This window comes from Streptomyces hokutonensis, assembly GCF_042751305.1.
GTDB classification, from domain to species: domain Bacteria; phylum Actinomycetota; class Actinomycetes; order Streptomycetales; family Streptomycetaceae; genus Streptomyces; species Streptomyces hokutonensis_A.
Genome location: NZ_JBHYWD010000001.1, coordinates 209,854 through 225,331, shown reverse-complemented (window position 1 = coordinate 225,331; position 15,478 = coordinate 209,854). Strand labels below are relative to the sequence as shown.

14 protein-coding genes are annotated in these 15,478 nt (G+C 71.2%); 9 read left to right on the top strand and 5 right to left on the bottom strand.

The genetic code is table 11. The features are described 5' to 3' along the window. The first annotated feature begins 25 nt into the window (after positions 1 to 25). Positions 26 to 1,870 carry a serine/threonine-protein kinase gene (locus tag ACFXC1_RS00985; RefSeq protein ID WP_381237015.1) on the top strand — a complete coding sequence of 615 codons (1,845 nt, stop codon included), beginning with the start codon at positions 26 to 28 and terminating at the stop codon, positions 1,868 to 1,870. A gap of 13 nt (positions 1,871 to 1,883) precedes the next feature. Further along, the gene (locus tag ACFXC1_RS00980; RefSeq protein WP_019070924.1) at positions 1,884 to 2,042 is read left to right on the top strand and encodes a hypothetical protein; all 159 of its coding nucleotides are present in this window, start codon (positions 1,884 to 1,886) and stop codon (positions 2,040 to 2,042) included. 7 nt (positions 2,043 to 2,049) lie between these two features. Here ACFXC1_RS00980 and ACFXC1_RS00975 read toward each other — a convergent pair whose 3' ends face one another. Genes ACFXC1_RS00975 through ACFXC1_RS00960 form a run of 4 tightly spaced genes read right to left on the bottom strand, consistent with a single transcriptional unit; the run spans position 2,050 to position 6,113 of the window. After that, positions 2,050 to 3,255, bottom strand: a complete 1,206-nt coding sequence (locus ACFXC1_RS00975; RefSeq protein WP_381237011.1) for a sensor histidine kinase — start codon at positions 3,253 to 3,255, stop codon at positions 2,050 to 2,052. 28 nt (positions 3,256 to 3,283) lie between these two features. Then, complete coding sequence (locus ACFXC1_RS00970) at positions 3,284 to 4,996, bottom strand: sodium/solute symporter (protein WP_381237008.1); 1,713 nt, start codon at positions 4,994 to 4,996, stop codon at positions 3,284 to 3,286. Positions 4,997 to 5,001: 5 nt separating this feature from the next. Continuing rightward, on the bottom strand, positions 5,002 to 5,361 hold the full coding sequence (locus ACFXC1_RS00965) for a hypothetical protein (protein WP_381237006.1): 360 nt from the start codon (positions 5,359 to 5,361) through the stop codon (positions 5,002 to 5,004). A 2-nt stretch (positions 5,362 to 5,363) separates the two neighbouring features. Next, positions 5,364 to 6,113 carry a LytR/AlgR family response regulator transcription factor gene (locus tag ACFXC1_RS00960; protein WP_019070929.1) on the bottom strand — a complete coding sequence of 250 codons (750 nt, stop codon included), beginning with the start codon at positions 6,111 to 6,113 and terminating at the stop codon, positions 5,364 to 5,366. A gap of 77 nt (positions 6,114 to 6,190) precedes the next feature. On the opposite strand from ACFXC1_RS00960, the gene ACFXC1_RS00955 reads away from it, so the two are divergent. The 3 genes from ACFXC1_RS00955 to rocD all read left to right on the top strand — a co-directional run bounded on the left by ACFXC1_RS00955 (position 6,191) and on the right by rocD (position 8,853). Further along, positions 6,191 to 6,694, top strand: a complete 504-nt coding sequence (locus ACFXC1_RS00955) for an Lrp/AsnC family transcriptional regulator (protein ID WP_362983075.1) — start codon at positions 6,191 to 6,193, stop codon at positions 6,692 to 6,694. 123 nt (positions 6,695 to 6,817) lie between these two features. After that, positions 6,818 to 7,630, top strand: a complete 813-nt coding sequence (gene ddaH / locus ACFXC1_RS00950; protein WP_381237002.1) for a dimethylargininase — start codon at positions 6,818 to 6,820, stop codon at positions 7,628 to 7,630. After that, a complete protein-coding gene (gene rocD, locus ACFXC1_RS00945; RefSeq protein WP_381236999.1) occupies positions 7,627 to 8,853 on the top strand; it encodes an ornithine--oxo-acid transaminase in 1,227 nt (408 codons plus the stop codon). The genes ddaH and rocD overlap by 4 nt, the downstream gene beginning before the upstream one ends. Positions 8,854 to 9,025: 172 nt before the next feature. Here the strand turns inward: rocD and ACFXC1_RS00940 are convergent, their stop codons facing one another. After that, positions 9,026 to 9,304: a hypothetical protein gene (locus ACFXC1_RS00940; RefSeq protein ID WP_381239378.1), complete on the bottom strand. Its 279-nt coding sequence runs from the start codon at positions 9,302 to 9,304 to the stop codon at positions 9,026 to 9,028. A gap of 573 nt (positions 9,305 to 9,877) precedes the next feature. On the opposite strand from ACFXC1_RS00940, the gene ACFXC1_RS00935 reads away from it, so the two are divergent. The 4 genes from ACFXC1_RS00935 to ACFXC1_RS00920 all read left to right on the top strand — a co-directional run bounded on the left by ACFXC1_RS00935 (position 9,878) and on the right by ACFXC1_RS00920 (position 15,338). Further along, positions 9,878 to 11,149, top strand: a complete 1,272-nt coding sequence (locus tag ACFXC1_RS00935) for an EfeM/EfeO family lipoprotein (protein ID WP_381236996.1) — start codon at positions 9,878 to 9,880, stop codon at positions 11,147 to 11,149. After that, positions 11,146 to 12,366 carry an iron uptake transporter deferrochelatase/peroxidase subunit gene (gene efeB, locus ACFXC1_RS00930; RefSeq protein ID WP_381236993.1) on the top strand — a complete coding sequence of 407 codons (1,221 nt, stop codon included), beginning with the start codon at positions 11,146 to 11,148 and terminating at the stop codon, positions 12,364 to 12,366. Before ACFXC1_RS00935 ends, efeB begins: the two co-directional genes overlap by 4 nt. 174 nt (positions 12,367 to 12,540) lie before the next feature. Further along, positions 12,541 to 14,418: a phospholipase C gene (locus tag ACFXC1_RS00925; RefSeq protein ID WP_381236991.1), complete on the top strand. Its 1,878-nt coding sequence runs from the start codon at positions 12,541 to 12,543 to the stop codon at positions 14,416 to 14,418. 200 nt (positions 14,419 to 14,618) lie between these two features. Continuing rightward, entirely contained in the window at positions 14,619 to 15,338 is a 720-nt protein-coding gene (locus tag ACFXC1_RS00920; protein ID WP_381236989.1) for a lysophospholipid acyltransferase family protein, read from the top strand. The last annotated feature ends 140 nt before the right edge of the window (positions 15,339 to 15,478 follow it).

Genomic DNA, 15,478 nt, shown 5'->3' with positions numbered 1-15,478 from the left:
CGCGGAACCGGGAGGGGGACACCGGATGCCTCAGGGATCGCCCACGTCGGGCGTGGGCCGGGTCATCGCCGGCCGCTATCTCCTGCTGAACCGGCTGGGCAGTGGAGGTATGGGACATGTGTGGCTCGCACATGATCAGCGGCTGGCCTGTGAAGTCGCGCTCAAGGAGATCGTGTTCAGCAACCCGGCCTTCGCCGACGCAGAGCGCGAGGCCCGGGTCGCCCGCGCCCAGGCGGAGGCCCGGCACGCGGCGGGGCTGCGCGGCCACCCCCACGTGGTGACCGTCCATGACGTGCTGGAGCACGACGGGCTGCCGTGGATCGTCATGGAGTACGTGGCGGACGCCGTCGACCTGCGTGACCTGGTCGGCCGGCACGGCCCGCTCGCCCCGGCGGAGTGCGCCCGCATCGGACTCGCCGTACTCGACGCGCTGACCGCCGGGCACGAACGGGGCGTGATGCACCGGGACGTGAAACCGGCGAACATCCTGCTCGCGCCGGACCGCACCGGTTCGCCGTACGCCCGGGTCCTGCTCACCGACTACGGCATCTCGGTGCAGCCGGACGCCGGGGAGACGCGGTACACGCTGACGTCGGTGCTCGTCGGCACGGCGGGCTATCTGGCGCCGGAGCGGGCCACGGGCGGGCCGCCGACGGCCGCCGCCGACCTGTTCTCGCTGGGCTGCACGCTGTACCACGCCGTCGAGGGCCACGGCCCCTTCACCCGCGAGTCACCGCTCGCCGAGGTCACCGCCGTGGTCATGGAGGACCCGCTGCCCCCGGCCCGCGCGGGCGCCCTGGCACCGGTGCTCCACGCGATGCTGGAGAAGGATCCGCTACGGCGGATTCCGGCGGCGGAGGCGGAGGCGGCACTGTCGCGGATCGTGACGCCGCAGGCCGAGGCGGAGGCGTACGCCCGGACGCAGACCGACCTGGGGTCGCAGTCGCCCTGGGAGGGCCTGGCGGCGCCCGTGGCGGTGCCGGTGCCGACGCAGGGCTCGCCGCCGTACGGATGGGTCCCAGGGCCCGGCAGGCGTCGGCGGGCCCGCCCCCGACTGCTCCAGTCCGTCCTGGCGGGGCTGCTCGGGCTCGTTCTCGCCCTGGGCGGTGTCTGGTACGCGATGGCCCATCAGCCGCCCGGCAAGGGCACGGCCAAGAACAGCCCGCCGTACGGCACGACCGTCGGGCTCTCCGCGCCGCTCAAGGACGGCGACTGTGTCACCGCCGACTGGCCGGGCGGGCACCTGTTCCGGGGGACACCGCGGCTCGCCGTCGACGCCGACTGCCGGACGACAGTGCCGGACGGGCAGGTGATGGCGTTCGTGTTCACCGCGTCCGCAGGCGAGGCACGGAAGGTCGGCGCCGACCGGTGTGCGCAGCGGACGCAGGCGATCCGGGAGAAGCTCGCGGACGTGCGGGGCTATGCCGTCGTACCGACCAACGCGGGTTTCGAGGCGGCCGGACACCGCACCGCCTGTCTGGTGCTGGGAGCGCACGGGCCGGTCTACGGGCCGCTCGGCAGCCACCGCGCCCTCGGTTCGGCGTTCGCGGACACGTCGACCATGCAGAAGCGGGACTGTCTGGACGTGCCCTCGAACCGGGCGGCGAGCCTGGTCTCCTGCGCCGGCAAGCACGATCAGGAAGTGGTCGGGTTCACCCGGTTGGGCGCGGACGTCACGCTGGCCCAGGCCCGTACGCGATCGGACGCGGCGTGCGCGCGGGACGTCCCGCCGGCCGACTACGGCTTCGATCCGTCGGTCTACCAGGCCGCCTCCTGGACCAGTCAGGGACCGTGGAAGTCGGGCACTCATTTCGTCGTGTGCGCCGTGCGGAAGCAGAACGGAGGCACCATGGAGGGGGACGGACCATGAGGAGGGTGTCGCGATGCCCGGTTCCACGAAGACCATGGGGGTGATCACCGTCGGCGGGCTGGTGGTGGTGACGGCCTACACGGTGGCGCTCGGCAGCAACGGCTGGCTGTGGTTCGGCTGGGTCGTGCTGGGGCTCATCACTCTCGGGATGGTGGCCACGCGCAGCACCTGAGGGCTCGTTACGGCTCGCTGCGGCGGCTCGCCGAGTGCACGCCCGGCTGGTACTTCGGCAGCCGGGCGGTGATCTTCATGCCCGCTCCTACGGCGGTCTCGATGACGAGGCCGTAGTCGTCGCCGTAGACCTGGCGGAGCCGGTCGTCGACGTTGGACAGGCCGATGCCGCCCGAGGGGCTGACCTCGCCCGCGAGGATGCGGCGCAGCAGATCGGGGTCCATGCCGGCGCCGTCGTCCTCGATGACGACGAGCGCCTCGGCGCCGGCGTCCTGCGCGGTGATGCTGATGCGGCTCTTGTCGGCCTTGCCTTCGAGGCCGTGCTTCACGGCGTTCTCGACCAGCGGTTGCAGGCACAGGAACGGGAGCGCGACCGGTAGCACCTCGGGGGCGATCTGAAGCGTGACCGAGAGGCGTTCGCCGAAGCGCGCCCTGACGAGTGCCAAGTAGTGGTCGATGGCGTGGAGTTCGTCGGCGAGGGTGGTGAAGTCGCCGTGCCTGCGGAACGAGTAGCGGGTGAAGTCGGCGAATTCGAGGAGCAGTTCGCGGGCACGCTCGGGGTCGGTGCGGACGAACGAGGCGATCACCGCGAGCGAGTTGAAGATGAAGTGCGGGGAGATCTGGGCCCGAAGTGCCTTGATCTCGGCCTCGATCAGCCGGGTACGGGACTGGTCCAGATCCGCCAACTCCAGTTGGACGGAGACCCAGCGGGCGACCTCTCCGGCGGCCCGGACCAGGACGGCGGACTCGCGGGGCGCGCAGGCGACCAGCGCGCCGTGGACCCGGTCGTCGACGGTGAGCGGGGCGACCACCGCCCAGCGCAACGGGCAGTCCGGGGCGTCGCAGTTGAGCCGGAACGCCTCTCCGCGGCCGGTCTCCAGCGGGCCCGAGAGGCGTTCCATGATCTCGGCCCGGTGATGGTCGCCGACACCGTCCCAGGCGAGGACCTGCTTCTGGTCGGTCAGACAGAGCGCGTCGGTGCCCAGCAGCGTGCGCAGTCTGCGGGCCGAACGGCGGGCTGTCTCCTCGGTGAGGCCCGCGCGCAGCGGCGGTGCGGCGAGCGAGGCGGTGTGCAGGGTCTGGAAGGTGGCGTGCTCGACGGGGGTGCCGAGCCCGCCGAGGCTCTCGGGGCGCGCGGTGCGCCGCCCGAGCCAGAAACCGGCGGCGAGCAGCGGGAGTACGGCGACACAGAGGCCGGCCAGGAAACCGCTCATGCGCCCGCTCCCATGGCTTGACGTGCTCTCACGCCTTCACCTCCGCCCGCAGTTCCTCCGGCAGATGGAAGCGCGCCAGGATCGCCGCAGTCCCCGTCGGCACGCGGCCCGGCGTGGCCAGGGACACCAGCACCATCGTGAGGAAGCCCAGCGGTACCGACCAGAGCGCGGGCCACGCGAGCAGCGCGTGCAGGGAGCCGGTGCCGGGGAAGCCCGCCATGGTCGCGGCCACGGCGACGAACGCCGAGCCGCCGCCGACCAGCATCCCGGCCGCCGCACCGGGCGGGGTGAGCCGGGTCCACCAGATGCCGAGGACCAGCAACGGGCAGAAGGAGGAGGCCGAGACGGCGAACGCGAGGCCCACCGCGTCGGCGACGGGCAGCCCGCCGACCAGCACGCTCGCCACTAAAGGGACGACCATCGCGAGGACCGTGCCGAGTCTGAAGTGCCGTACCCCGCGCGACGGGAGGACGTCCTGGGTGAGGACTCCCGCGACGGCCATGGTCAGTCCCGACGCCGTGGACAGGAACGCGGCGAAGGCGCCGCCCGCGACCAGCGCGCCGAGCAGATCCCCGCCGACGCCGCCGATCATCCGGTCGGGCAGCAGGAGTACGGCCGCGTCGGCGTCGCCCGTGATGGTGAGTTCGGGGGTGTAGAGGCGGCCGAGCGCGCCGTAGACGGGCGGCAGGAGGTAGAAGGCGCCGATGAGGCCGAGGACGGCGACCGTGGTGCGGCGGGCGGCGACGCCGTGCGGGCTGGTGTAGAAGCGGACGACGACGTGCGGCAGGCCCATGGTGCCGAGGAAGGTGGCGAGGATGAGGCCGTACGTGGCGTACAGCGGGCGTTCCTCGCGGCTCGCGGCGAGCGAGGTGGACATGCCGCCGTTGGTGCCGCGGTCGGCGACGGGAACGGTGGCGCCCTTGGCGAAGGTGAGGCGGGTGCCGGCTGCGATGTGGTGGGTGCCGGTGGGGAGTTGGAGCCGCTCGGCACGTTGGCGGCGGCCGTCGACCGTGCCGTTCACCGTGACGGTCAGGGGGTGGTCGAGCTTGAGGTCGAGGGTGTCGTCGACACGGACGACGCGCTGTTCGCGGAAGGCGGCCGGTTCCTCGAAGGCGTGCCGGGGTGCTCCGTCGCTCTGCCAGGCGAGGACCAGGAAGAGGGCGGGGACGAGCAGCGCGGTGAGCTTCAGCCAGTACTGGAAGGCCTGCACGAAGGTGATGCTGCGCATGCCGCCGGCCGCGACGGTGGCGACCACCACGACCGCCACGATCAGTCCGCCGAGCAAGTCGGGGGCGCCGGTGAGGACGGTCAACGTCAGCCCCGCGCCCTGGAGTTGGGGCAGGAGGTACAGCCAGCCGACCCCGACGACGAACGCGCCCGCGAGGCGTCGTACGGCGTGCGAGGCGAGCCGGGCCTCGGCGAAGTCGGGGAGGGTGTAGGCACCGGAGCGGCGCAGCGGGGCGGCGACGAAGAGCAGCAGGACCAGGTATCCGGCGGTGTAGCCGACCGGGTACCACAGCATGTCGGGGCCCTGTACGAGGACCAGTCCCGCGATGCCCAGGAAGGAGGCGGCGGAGAGGTATTCGCCGCTGATGGCGGCCGCGTTGAGGCGGGGGCCGACGGTGCGGGATGCGACGTAGAAGTCGGAGGTGGTGCGGGAGATGCGCAGGCCGAAGGCGCCGACGAGGACGGTCACCACCACGACGAGGGCGACCGCCGGAACCGCGTAGCTGGAGTTCACGCGGCTCAGCGGTCCTCTACGAGGCGTACGAAGTCGCGTTCGTTGCGTTCGGCGCGGCGCACGTACCAGAGGGCGAGGAGGACGAGCGGGGCGTAGAGGCAGAAGCCGAGGACCAGCCATTCGAGGCGGCGGGAGTCCGGGGTCGCCGCGAACACCAGCGGCAGTGGGCCGACGAGCAGGACGAGGACCGCGAACACCGTGAGTGCGGCGCGGAGTTGGGTGCGCATGAGGGAGCGGACGTAGGTGTGGCCGAGGGTGGTCTGTTCGTCGATCTCGGTGCGCGGGCGGGAGTAGCCGGAGGCGCGGCGGGTGCGGCGGGACGGCCCTGTGACAACGACCCGGCGCTCCGTGGGTTCCTGAGGCACCGTCAGGACCTCCGCATCAGCAGGTCCCGCAGTTCGCGGGTGTGGCGGCGGCTGACCTGGAGTTCCTCGCCGCCGACCAGGACGCTCACCGTGCCCGCGTCCAGGCGGAGTTCGCCTATGTGGCGCAGGGCGACGAGATGGCGGCGGTGGATGCGGACGAAGCCGCGCGAGCGCCAGCGGTCTTCGAGGGTGGAGACCGGGATGCGGACGAGGTGGCTGCCGCGGTCGGTGTGGAGCCGGGCGTAGTCGCCCTGTGCCTCGACGTGGGTGATGTCGTCGACGGCCACGAAGCGGGTGACACCGCCGAGTTCGACGGCGATGTGGTCGGGGTCGGGTTCGTGCACGGGTATCCGCGGTGCGGCGCCGCCGAGTTCGGCCGCCCGTCGCACGGCCTCCGCGAGGCGCTCTTTGCGGACGGGCTTGAGGACGTAGTCAACTGCCTTGAGATCGAAGGCCTGTACGGCGAAGTCCTCGTGCGCGGTGACGAACACGACGAGCGGCGGCTGCGCGAATCCCGTCAACAACCGTGCCAGGTCCAGTCCGTCGAGGCCGGGCATCTGGATGTCGAGGAACACGACGTCGATGGCCTCGGGTCCGCCCGGGCCGGACTCCAGGGCGCGGTTGATACGGCGCAGCGCCTCGGTCGCGTCGCCCGCGCCCTCCGCGCTGCCGATGCGTGGATCCGCGTTCAGCAGATAGAGCAGCTCCTCAAGCGAGGGGCGTTCGTCGTCGACGGCGAGGGCGCGCAGCATGAAGGTGGAGTGTAGGAGGAATTCGTACGCCTGGACATGTGCCGGGCGTGGACGTTGGCGCTGGATACAGTGCCGACATGAACAGCAGGACCACGCCGTTCGACGAGCTCGACCGGAAGATCATCAACGCGCTGATGGCGAACGCCAGGACCAGCTTCGCCGAGATCGGCGCGGCGATCGGGCTGTCCGCGACGGCCGTGAAGCGGCGGGTGGACCGGCTGCGGGAGACGGGTGTGATCACCGGCTTCACGGCGACCGTGCGGCCGTCCGCGCTCGGGTGGCGCACGGAGGCGTACGTGGAGGTGTACTGCGAGGGCGCCGCGCCCCCCAGGCGGCTCGCGGAGGTGGTGCGCAACCATCCCGAGATCACCGCGGCGATGACGGTGACCGGCGGTGCGGACGCGCTGCTGCACGTGCGGGCCACCGATGTGGACCACTTCGAGGAGGTGCTGGAGCGCATCCGGCAGGAGCCGTTCATCCGGAAGACGATCAGCGTGATGGTGCTGTCCCACCTCCTCCCGGAAAGCCCGGAAGCGGGCGCCACCCACCCCGCCCCGGGTGACGCATCAGACCTGCGCTGACCCCACCGAAGACGCAGCATTCCTGCGCGGACACGCAGCCTTCATCGCTTGTCGCGCGTATTGGTCTCTTCCTACCTTGGTGTCAACCCCAGTCGACATCACAGGAAGCGGAGGAACCCCTCTGTGCCCGAGACCCGTGTGCGGCGCCGGCGGCGCTTTCTCGTCTGCGAACCCAGACACTTCGCCGTGCAGTACGCGATCAACCCCTGGATGCATCCCGACCACCAGGTCGACGTCGATCTCGCCCAGGAGCAGTGGCGGACGCTGATCGACACCTACCGCGAGCACGGCCACACCGTCGACACCGTGCCCCCGGCCCCCGGCCTCCCGGACATGGTCTTCGCCGCGAACTCGGCGGTCGTCGTCGACGGCCGCGTCTTCGGCTCCCTCTTCCACGCGCCCGAGCGGCGCCCCGAGTCCGACCACTACGACATGTGGTTCAAGGCGGCGGGCTACGACGTCTACCGCCCCGAGTCGGTGAGCGAGGGCGAGGGCGACCTGATCCCGACCGGCCGCTATCTGCTGGCCGGCACCGGGTTCCGTACGACCCGCGAGGCCCATCGCGAGGTGCAGGAGTTCTTCGGCGTCCCGGTGATCAGCCTGACGCTGGTGGACCCGTACTTCTACCACCTCGACACGGCGCTGTTCGTCCTCGACGAGGACACCATCTGCTACTACCCGGAGGCGTTCTCGCCGGGCAGCCGTGAGGTCCTCGCGCGGCTGTTCCCGGACGCGGTGCTCGCGACCCGTGAGGACGCGATGTCGTTCGGCCTCAACTCCGTCTCGGACGGCCTGCACGTCTTCATCGCGCCCCAGGCCGAGGCGCTGGCCGCACGCCTCGCCGAACGCGGCTACCTCCCCGTCCCCGTCGACCTGTCGGAGTTCCACAAAGCCGGCGGCGGCATCAAGTGCTGCACCCAGGAGATCCGCTCATGACCGCACCCGCCAGTGCCCGTACCTCCGCCGACCTCATCCGCGCCGAGGAGCCGGTCCTCGCGCACAACTACCACCCGCTGCCCGTGGTCGTCGCCCGCGCCGAGGGCACCTGGGTGGAGGACGTCGAGGGCCGCCGCTACCTCGACATGCTCGCGGGCTACTCGGCCCTCAACTTCGGCCACCGCCACCCCGCGTTGATCGAGGCCGCCCACCGCCAGCTCGACCAGCTGACGCTCACCTCCCGCGCCTTCCACAACGACCGCCTCGCCGAATTCGCCGAGCGGCTCGCGGAGTTGACCGGCCTCGACATGGTGCTGCCGATGAACACCGGCGCGGAGGCGGTCGAGAGCGGTATCAAGGTGGCCCGCAAATGGGCCTACGACGTGAAGGGCGTCCCCGCCGACCGGGCCACCATCGTCGTCGCGGCGGAGAACTTCCACGGCCGTACGACGACGATCGTCAGCTTCTCCACCGACGAGACGGCGCGGGCGGGCTTCGGTCCCTTCACGCCGGGCTTCCGGATCGTGCCGTACAACGACCTCGCCGCGCTGGAGGCGGCGGTCGACGAGACGACGGCGGCGGTGCTCATCGAGCCCATCCAGGGCGAGGCCGGGGTGATCATCCCGGACGCCGGCTATCTGGCCGGTGTGCGTGAACTCACCACCCGCAAGGGCTGCTTGTTCATCGCGGACGAGATCCAGTCGGGCCTCGGCCGCACCGGCCGCACCCTCGCCGTCGAGCACGAGGGGGTCGTCCCGGACGTGCTGCTGCTCGGCAAGGCGCTGGGCGGCGGGATCGTGCCGGTGTCGGCGGTGGTCGCGCGGCGCGAGGTACTGGGGGTGCTGCACCCGGGCGAGCACGGCTCGACGTTCGGCGGAAACCCGCTCGCCGCGGCGGTCGGCACGGCGGTCGTCGAACTCCTGGAGACCGGTGAATTCCAGCACAGGGCGGCCGAGTTGGGCGTGGTCCTGCGGGACGGCCTGACCGAGCTGGTCGGCAAGGGCGTCGTCGGCTTCCGCTCACGCGGCCTCTGGGCCGGCGTCGACGTCGACCCGGCCATCGGCACCGGCCGCGAGATCAGTGAACGCCTCATGCGCGAGGGCGTGTTGGCCAAGGACACCCACGGCTCCACGATCCGGCTGGCCCCGCCGCTGACCATCACGGCGGACGAACTCCGGTCCGCCGTGGGCGCGTTGGAGAGGGTGCTGACGCAAGGGGCTTGAGGCGACGGGTGGTTGGACCGGCGCGGGGAGTCGGTCCAACCACCGGTCCCGACCGCTGGGGGCCTCTGAGGGTGACGGTGTCGACCTGGGCCCTGCGCGCGAGCGACCGCCCGGCAAGGTCACGGGCCTCGGCCGAGATCGCATGGGCGCGCCCGACTCCCCGCAGAATCGGCTAGTTGTCCGCCGCGGACCGCTCCGCCGAAGCGCCGGCGTCCGCCAGGGCGGCCTGCGCCAGGAGACGGCGGGCCAGGTCGCGGGCCTCGGCCACCGTCAGCGAGGCCCAGAGGCCGGGTTCGCCCCGCACGACGGGACCCACGTCCAAGGTGACCCGGGTGATCGGCCGCTCCGGTAGCGCCAGCAGCAGCCGCTTCACCGCGACCTGCCGACCGCAGGTGGTCACCAACGGCGCTTCACCCGACGGCGGGAGCGGCTCCTGCCCTGACCGAATCATCTCGTCCACGACCCTTCTCTGAATACCCGGCGAGGTACCAGGAGCAGCGCCGGGCGGGTCCCGGTTGTTCCCGGGCGGCGGCCGCGCCACCCTGGTCGGCCCCTGTCGCCGGCCAGGCGTCCCGCACCGCTCCGCCGGCCACGCTCCTCGATTCGACGCGGGACACCGCCGCGCGACTGGACCCGACCCGATCAGAACGATGGCCCCGGCGAGGTGCCCCGGCGGGCGGCGCGGCGGGGAAGAGCGCCGCGCCCCCTCGCTTCCGCCTCCTCCGCTCTCTCCTCCGCCTTCGCCGCGAACCGTCCGCGCGGCCGGCCGCCCACCGCACCCGGGGCTCACGAACCGCCCCGGCGGCCGAGGCCCACCCGGGTGTCAACGTGCGCGGCTCAGCCGTAGCCCACCGTGCAGCGCCGCGCAGCGGACCGTGGTGCTCGCGAACCCCCGGGTGAACCCCGGGCGAATTCTCGCCCGCCCTCCGGTCAGAACAGGGTCAAGGGGCGCGGTGGGGGCCGCGGGGCGCTCATAAGATCGCTGGTACCGCCATCTTTCGTACGACTCCCCTGGAGGCCCGGCGTGCCCGGAACCGCGCGCGGCGCCGAAGCCGAACCCGAGACCGAGCCCGGTCCGCCGGCGCCCTCGTCGGTTCCCGCGGCCCGCCGCCGTACGGTCCTGCTCGCGGCCGGTGCCCTGGTCGTCGTGGCGGCTGTGGCGGCCGGTGTGCTGGCCGCCCGGGGGTCCGGCTCGGGCGGGAAGGCCCCTGCCGCCGCCGACGGGCTGCCGCACACCACCGTCGAGGTCGCGACCTCCGGCTGCGGGACCGGCTGGACGCATCCGCAGGCGGGGCACCAGGTCTTCGAGCTGCACAACACGTCGAGCACTGCGGCCGAGGTGTATCTGACCGATCCGACGACCGGCGCGGTCTACGGCGAGGTCGAGGGGCTGGCGCCGGGGACGGTGCGGCCGCTCGGGGTGACCCTGGGCAACGGTTCGTACGCCTTCAAGTGTCTGCCCGACGACGCCGACGCCGTGACCGGGCCCACCGTGCGGATCACCGGCTCGAAGGTGAAGAGCGGCCCGGCCGCCGTGCCGATCACGCAGCAGGAGCTGATCCCGCCAACCCTGGCCTACCAGAAGTGGATTCAGGCCCGGACCGTCGAACTGGCCCGGAAGACCGACGTGTTGCGTGCCGCCGTCGATCACGGTGATCTCGCGGCGGCACGCAGGGCGTGGCTGCCCGCGCATCTCGTCTACGAGCGGATGGGCGCCGCCTACGGCACGTTCGGCGACTCCGACGGGGCGATCAACGGCACCACGGCCGGGCTGAACGGCGGGGTGCGCGACGCCGGGTTCACCGGATTCCACCGGGTCGAGTACGGGCTGTGGCACGGCGAGTCGGCAGGCAAGCTGCGCGGTCCCGCCGACCAACTCGCCAAGGACGTCCACGCGTTGGAGAGCAGCTGGCCCTCCCAGCGGATGGACCCGTCCGACACGGGGCTGCGCGCGCACGAAATCCTGGAGAACACGCTGCAGTTCGAGCTGACCGGCCGCACCGACTACGGCAGCGGAACCAATCTGGCCACCGCCCGCGCCAACCTCGACGGCACGCGCGTACTGCTCGGTTATCTGGGCCCGCTGCTGAAGACCCGGGACGCGGGCTACGCCGAGCTCGGCGACTGGATGGACCGGGCGCAGCACACCCTGGACGGCTTCGACCACTCCGGGAAGTGGACGCCGCTGGCCCAACTCACCCGTCCGCAAAGGGAGAAGGTCGACTCCGACCTCGGTGGACTGGTGGAGCGGCTGGCCGATGTGGCCGCCCTCACGGACGTACGGAGGACCGCGTGAAGCGCGCGAACGAAGTGGGCCGCCGGGGGTTCCTGGCGAGCGCGGCGGCCGTGGCCGGTGCCGGTCTGGTGGCCGCCGACCGGGGTACGGCGTCGGCCGCGACGACGGAGACCAGTGCGCGCGTGCCCTTCCACGGGCTCCACCAGGCCGGGATCATCACCCCCGCGCAGCGGGCCACCGCGTTCGTCTCCTTCGACACGACCGCCGAGAACCGGGCCGAACTCACCGATCTGCTGCGGACGTTGACCGACCGGGCGCGTTTCCTGACCTCCGGCGGCAGCCCGGAGGACCTGGGCATCACCGCGCCGCCCGCCGACTCCGGCACGCTGGGCCCGGACCTCCCGGCCGACCGGCTGAGCGTCACGGTCGGCGTCGGCGCCTCGCTCTTCGACGACCGCTACGGGCTCGCGAAGCGCGTGCCCAGCCGGCTGACCGCGATGCCCGCCTTCCCCGATGACGACCTCGACTCCGCCTGGTGTCACGGTGATCTGAGCGTGCAGTTCTGCGCGGACACCTCCGACACCGTGCTGCACGCCCTGCGCGATGTCACCCGGCACACGCGTGGGGGCATGCAGGTGCGGTGGCGGACGGACGGGTTCATCAGCCCGCCGCGCCCTTCGGGCACCCCGCGCAACCACCTGGGCTTCAAGGACGGCATCGCCAACCCGGAGGTGACCGACGCCCGCGCGATGAACGACCTCGTGTGGGTGGGGTCCGGCAGCGGCGAGCCGGCGTGGACGACCGGCGGCAGCTATCAAGTCGTACGCCTGATAAGGATGTTGGTGGAGTTCTGGGACCGGGTCTCCATCACCGAGCAGGAGCGGATGTTCGGCCGCGCCCGGGACACCGGCGCCCCGCTGGACGGCCGACACGAGAAGGACATCCCGAACTTCGCGCAGGACCCGCAGGGCGATGTGATCCCGCTCGACAGCCACATCCGGCTCGCCAACCCGCGCACCACGCAGAGCGCGGACCAGCGCATCCTGCGCCGGGGCTACAACTACGACCGGGGCATGGACAGCAACGGCAACCTCGACATGGGGCTGCTGTTCTGCTGCTATCAGCAGGACTTGGCCCGGCAGTTCGAGACCGTGCAGAAGCGGCTGGCCGGTGAACCGCTGGTCGACTACGTCTCGCCGTACGGCGGGGGCTACTTCTTCGCGCTGCCCGGGGTTCGTGACTCCGCCGACTGGCTGGGCCGGACCCTGCTGACCTGAGAGCGGGGTCAAGAAGAGGCCAACAGACCATGAGAAATTCCTGACCGGGCGTTCGCTCTCGCGTCATTGCCGCTCCCCCGCCCCGCCGTCACGATTGCCCAGGCTACGGCCGTAGGCGTCACGGCCATGGGTGGCGTGGCAGCGAGAACAGTGGCTCCCGAAAGGCGAGACAGCATGATCGGCACAGGAAGAACTCCAGGCGCGCGGCGGGGCCTGACCCGCGTGGGCGCCCTGCTCGGCGCGGCGGCGCTGGCCACGGCGGGCGGGGTCGTCCCCGCGGTGGCGAACTCCGGCGGCCACCAGCACTCCGGCAGCAACCGCACGGCCACCCCGATCAAGCACGTGGTGGTGCTCTACGACGAGAACATCTCGTTCGACCACTACTTCGCCACCTACCCGAAGGCCGCCAACACGGACGGCACGAAGTTCAAGGCCGCGGCCCACACGCCGAAGGCCGACAACCTCCTCAACGCCGGGCTGCTGAAGACGAACCCGAACCTCTACACGCCGACCCGGCTGAGCAGTTCGCAGGTGATGACCTGCGACCAGAACCACTCCTACGGCCCCGAGCAGTACGCGGCCGACGGCGCCAAGGCCGACAAGTACGTCGAGAACACCGAGGTCAACAAGTGCACCGGCCTGTTCGGTGAACCCGGTCTGGTGATGGACTACTACGACGGCAACACCGTCACGGGCATGTGGAACTACGCCCAGCAGTTCGCGCTGAACGACCACTCCTTCAGCTCGGTCTTCGGACCCTCGACGCCCGGCGCGCTGAACCTGATATCGGGTCAGACGCACGGTGTGATCTCGGTCGACCCGGCCTCCGGCACCGAGAACCCGAAGCAGACGACGACCCCGGACTCGTACGCCGTGGTCTCCCCGAACGCCAAGGGTGTCGGCACGGTCATCAACGACCCCGACCCGGCCTTCGACGACTGCTCGGACAAGGACCACACCTCGACCAGCGCGCTCGCGGTGATGCAGGGCAAGAACATCGGTGACCTGCTCAACAACAAGGGTGTGACCTGGGGCTGGTTCCAGGGCGGCTTCCGGCCGAGCACCGCGTGGGACGGCAAGAGCGGCGACTACGCCAAGTGCGGGGGCACCACGCACACCAACGTGGGCGGCGCGGCCTCCGAGGACTACAGCCCGCACCACTCGCCGTTCGAGTACTACAAGTCGACGTCGAACCCGCACCACCTGGCGCCGAAGTCGGTCGCCGAGATCGGCCACAACGGGCGGGCGAACCACAACTACGACCTGACGGACTTCGACGCGGCGCTGAAGGCCGACAACCTTCCCGCGGTGAGCTTCCTGAAGGCGGCCGAGTACCAGGACGGGCACGCCGGCTACTCGGACCCGGCCGACGAGCAGAACTTCCTGATCAAGGAGATCAACGCGATCCAGAAGTCGCCGGAGTGGAAGTCGACGGCGGTCGTCATCGCCTACGACGACTCCGACGGCTGGTACGACCACGTGACCTCCAAGGTGCTCAACGGCTCCACGGACTCGACGGTCGGCTCGAACGGCAAGGCCGTCGACAGCCCGGCCTGCCAGTCCGGTCCGGCGGCCAAGGGCGGCTACGCGGACCGCTGCGGCCCCGGCACCCGGCAGCCGCTGCTGGTCGTCTCGCCTTACAGCAAGGTCAACAAGATCGACCACACGCCGACCGAGCAGGCGTCGATCACCCAGTTCATCGAGGACAACTGGCACACCGGCCGGATCGGTGACTCGTCCTTCGACCGGCGGGCCGGCAGCCTCGCCGGGATGTTCGACTTCAAGCACCCGAACGACAAGCAGGTGCTGCTGAACACGAACGGCTCCGTGCGGTCGGTCAAGCGGATCCCGCACTACTCCCAGACGTCGTCGACGGCCACCACGGCCCCGTACCCGGCGTACGTCCAGGACCTGAAGGCGCAGAACGTCGCCGCCGGCGGCACCGCCTCCAACACGCCGGCGATCGCGATCGGCGCGGGTCTGGTCACCGCCGCGGGCGCGACCACCGCGTTCGCGCTGTACCGCCGCAGGGCGCGCACCGCGTCCGTGTAAGTCCCGCCGGACCGGCGGCAGTTGCGTCCCGAGGGCGGCGAGAGTTCCTTCTCGCCGCCCTCGGCCGTGTCGACGGCAGGCTGATCTCCACCGGTTCCACACTGCGCCGCCTGCCCCTACACTGGCAGCCCACGAGAGACCGGGTGACCTGCGAGAACAGATCGGTCGAGCCGACCCGCCGGAGTGAGGAGCGACCCCCCTTGTTCTACTACGTCCTGAAATACGTGATTCTGGGTCCCTTGCTCAGACTGGTCTTCAGGCCCCGCATCGAGGGTCTCGACCACATACCGGAGTCGGGTCCGGCGATCGTCGCGGGCAACCATCTCTCGTTCTCGGACCACTTCCTGATGCCCGCGGTCCTCAAGCGCCGGATCACGTTCCTCGCCAAGGCCGAGTACTTCACCGGCCCCGGCATCAGGGGCCGTCTCACCGCGACCTTCTTCCGCAGCGCGGGCCAGATCCCGGTCGACCGCTCCGGCAAGGAGGCGGGCCAGGCCGCCATCCGCGAGGGCCTCGGCGTCCTGAGCAAGGGCGAGCTGCTCGGCATCTACCCCGAGGGCACCCGCTCGCACGACGGCCGCCTCTACAAGGGCAAGGTCGGCGTCGCGGTCATGGCCCTGAAGGCCCAGGTCCCCGTCATCCCCTGCGCGATGATCGGCACCTTCGAGGCCCAGCCGCCCGGCAAGGTCATCCCGAACATCCACCCGGTGACCATCCGCTTCGGCAAGCCCCTCGACTTCTCCCGCTACGCAGGTATGGAGAACGAGAAGGCCATCCTGCGCGCCATCACCGACGAGATCATGTACGCGATCCTGATGCTCTCCGAGCAGGAGTACGTCGACCAGTACGCGGCCGTCGCCAAGGCGGAGCAGGCGGCCGCCGCGAAGGAACGCAAGTTCCCGCGCCTGCCGCTGAGTTGAGGCTCCGCGCGCGCAAGACATGAAGAAGGGGGGGCGGGGGTTTTATTAGGGCCGCCCCACGAATTTTGTTTATGAGGTGTATTTGGTTGGGGGGGCAGGCGGGGTGGGGGGGAGTCTCGGTGTGGCGGTCTGGAGCGGGC